Source organism: Mycobacterium sp. (assembly GCF_047975165.1).
In the GTDB taxonomy this organism is placed as follows: Bacteria; Actinomycetota; Actinomycetes; order Mycobacteriales; family Mycobacteriaceae; genus Mycobacterium.
Genome location: NZ_JBKECZ010000053.1, coordinates 1 through 3,382, shown reverse-complemented (window position 1 = coordinate 3,382; position 3,382 = coordinate 1). Strand labels below are relative to the sequence as shown.

Sequence of the window (3,382 nt, the reverse complement as noted above, 5' to 3'; positions counted from 1 at the left end):
TCGTTGATGCTCGCTGCGCTTGAGGCCGATGTTCTGGTACCGACGATAAACGCTGATAGCGGATAGGGCACCGATGACAGGAACAGCCTCAGGCGATGTCACGCGACCGCAGTTGGTGATCTTCGACCTCGACGGCACCCTGACAGATTCGGCGGAGGGGATCGTCTCCAGCTTCGTCCACGCATTGAAATACGTCGGTGCCGAATTGCCTGCGGGTGATCTAACACCGCAAATCGTTGGCCCCCCAATGGATGCGACTTTGCGAGCGATGGAACTGGGCGATCGTGCCGAGGACGCACTGGCTGCTTACCGGGCTGACTACAGCACTCGCGGCTGGGCATTGAACAGACTCTATGACGGGGTTGCGCAGGTGCTGGCTGATCTACGTGACGCAGGCGTGCGGCTCGCGGTGGCTACGTCGAAGCAGGAGCCGACCGCACGACAAATTCTGGAGCACTTCGGCTTGGACCAGTTTTTTGAGGTGATCGTGGGTGCGACACCTGATGGCTCACGCGGCAGCAAGGTCGAGGTTCTGGGTTGCGCGCTGGAGCAATTGCAGCCGCTTCCAGCACGGGTACTCATGGTCGGCGACCGTCGCCACGATGTAGACGGTGCTGCCGCCCACGGGATCAGCACAGTGGTGGTTGGCTGGGGCTATGGTCACGCAGACTTCGCCGATGGTTATCACGTCGCTGACCTGACACACGCGAAGACGATCGATGAGTTGCGGACGACGCTGGGCCTGTAAGCGCCGCTGCCGCAGCATCTCCCCTACCCCTCGACCGCCTCCTCCTCCCAGTAGGGCGCCCCCATCGAGCGCACTGGCCGGTACCCGCGCTTACGGGCCGTGGCCACGGCCCGCCGGGTCAGGGTGAGGTGAATCGCCCTGGGTTTCCCGGAGGCTCGGGTTATGGGATTTCGACCAGGGTTTGGTCGCTCCTTTGGGCATCGTAGATTGTGGCTTCGAACTCTGCCGGGGGTAGGCCGTCGAGGGTCAAGTCCACGGACGTGGTGTATGACGTCGTCGTGTGATTCTTCGTGTTGATGGTTCAGGCGGTCAGTGCCGCTGGAGTGGCCTGCTGTTCGGTCGGTGAGTTCTGCTCTGCTCGGGATTTACTGAGGACGTCGAGGCCGAGGTAACGCCTTGATTCGGCCCATTCGTCGTGTTGTTCGGCCAGCACCGCGCCCACGAGAGGGATCATGGCGTTGCGGTCGGGAAAGATGCCGACGACGTCGGTGCGGCGGCGAATCTCCTTGTTCAGCCGTTCCTGGGGGTTGTTCGACCAGATCTGGCGCCAGATCTGCTTGGGGAACGCGGTGAACGCCAGCAGGTCCGCCCGGGCGGCTTCGAGGTGATCAGCGACTTTGGGCAGCTTGTCGGCCAGCGCGTCGATGATCCGATCATATTGCGCAGCAACCGATTGCGTGTCGGGTTGGTCGTAGACCGAGTGCAGCAGGGTGCGCACCCATGGCCACGACGCCTTGGGGGTGATCGCCATCAGGTTGGTCGTGTAATGCGTCCTGCAACGCTGCCAAGCTGCCCCGGGCAAGGTGGCCCCGATCGCGGCCACCAGCCCGGCGTGGGCGTCGCTAGTGACCAGACGCACGCCGGATAAGCCCGCGGGCAGTCAGCGACCGCCAGAACGTCAGCCAGCCGGCGCCGTCCTCGGCGGTGCTGACGTCGATGCCCAGGATCTCGTGGTAGCCCTCGGCGTTGACCCCGGTCGCGATCAGGGCGTGCACGTTGACCACCCGACCCTGCTCGCGGACCTTGAGGACCAGGGCGTCGGCGGCCACGAACGTGTAGGGGCCGGCATCCAACGGGCGGGTCCGAAAGGACTCTACAGCAGTGTCGAGTTCGGTGGCCATCACCGACACCTGCGACTTGGACAAGCTGGTGATGCCCAAAGCTTCGACGAGTTTGTCCATCCTCCGGGTGGACACACCCAGCAGGTAACAGGTGGCCACCACCGTGGTCAGCGCCCGCTCGGCGCGTTTGCGGCGCTCCAGCAGCCAGTCCGGGAAGTAGGACCCCTGCCGCAACTTGGGGATCGCCAGATCCAATGTGCCGGCCCTGGTATCGAATCCGCGGTGTCGGTAGCCGTTGCGCTGGTTGGTCCGCTCACTGCTGCGCTGGCCGTAGCCCGCTCCGCACAAGGCGTCGGCTTCGGCGCCCATCACGGCGTGGATGAATGTGGCCAGCAGTTCACGCAAGACATCGGGGTGGGTGGTGGTGAGTCGTTCGGCCAGCACCATGGGCAGGTCGATATCGTGGGCAGTGGTCATCGCGTTGATTCCTTTGCTCGAGTGACTTTGTACGGTCTCTCGAAGAATCACGCGATGACCTTCAATCATTCGGCTACGACACGCCAGTACCGCAGATCAGGTCCGGGACTCGTACACCACTCTGCTGGACGCAACCTCGTCGAGGTAGCTGTACAGCCGCGCGGTGTTGTGCCAGTGCACCCACCCGAGGGTGGCCAGTTCGACGTCTTCGACGGTCTTCCACGGCCCGGTGCGGAATTTGTCAAGGTGTTTGAGTCCAACGGGTGTTAAGCAGCGATCGGTTGATCCTCCTGGTTGTTCGGCTTGGGCGGGTTGATCGCCGCGGTCTCGGGTAGGTCGATGATCCTGGTTGAGGGGGACCCGTTTGGTGGTCCAGTCGCTATGCGGCTTGGGGTTGGTGGGTCGTGGTCCGCTGTAGGGCGAACTCGGCTGGGCTGAGTACGTGGTGGGCCGAATGCGGTCGGTTGGCGTTGTAGTCGATCCTCCAGTCTTCGGTGATGACCCGGGCTTCGCGCAGCGAATCGAAGCGCCAGGAATTGAGCAACGTGTCGCGCAGTCGGCCGTTGAGCGATTCGATCCAGGCGTTCTGCCACGGCGAGCCGAGATCGATGAACAGTGATCCGGTGCCGTTGAACCGGCACCAGTCGTTGACGGCGTGGGCGACGAACTCCGGGCCGTTGTCGAACCGTAGATAGGTCGGTGCCCCGTGCATCAGGGCCAGGCGGTCGAGGACGTCAACCACGCCGTCGGTGTTGATCGAGCGGTCGACCTCGATCGCCAGGGCCTCGCGGGTGAACTCGTCAATGACGTTGAGCAGCATCACTGTTAGTCCGTCAGCGGTGGTGTCGAACTGGACGTCCATCGCCCAAATCACGTTCGGTCGGATCGGGCACATCGCCCCGACAGCAGTCCCGATGCCGGTCAGCCGTTTCTTCTTACGCCGCTGGGGAAACTCGTAGCCCCTCCTCGCGCCACAGCCGCCGGATGCGCTTGTTGTTGACGACCCAGCCGGCCTTGCAGGCTGCGATCGCGGCTCGTCGCCAGCCCCAACGGGGCCGGTCGGTGGAGAATGTGCGCAGCCAGGCCCGCAACTGCG

The 3,382-nt window shown here is 63.7% G+C and carries 1 protein-coding gene and 2 pseudogenes; 1 reads left to right on the top strand and 2 read right to left on the bottom strand.

Translation table 11 applies throughout. From position 1 onward, the window contains the following. The first annotated feature begins 73 nt into the window (after positions 1 to 73). Positions 74 to 748, top strand: a complete 675-nt coding sequence (locus ACK5M9_RS05770) for an HAD hydrolase-like protein (RefSeq protein ID WP_416892225.1) — start codon at positions 74 to 76, stop codon at positions 746 to 748. A 301-nt stretch (positions 749 to 1,049) separates the two neighbouring features. Here the strand turns inward: ACK5M9_RS05770 and ACK5M9_RS05765 are convergent. Next, positions 1,050 to 2,286, bottom strand: a pseudogene (locus ACK5M9_RS05765) (IS256 family transposase). A gap of 379 nt (positions 2,287 to 2,665) precedes the next feature. Beyond that, a pseudogene (locus tag ACK5M9_RS05760) lies at positions 2,666 to 3,382 on the bottom strand (IS3 family transposase); the annotation flags it as partial.

Coding starts and splice junctions, on each gene's coding strand:
- ACK5M9_RS05770 (WP_416892225.1), top strand. CDS start 74: ATGACAGGAACAGCCTCAGGCGATGTCACGCGACCGCAGTTGGTGATC.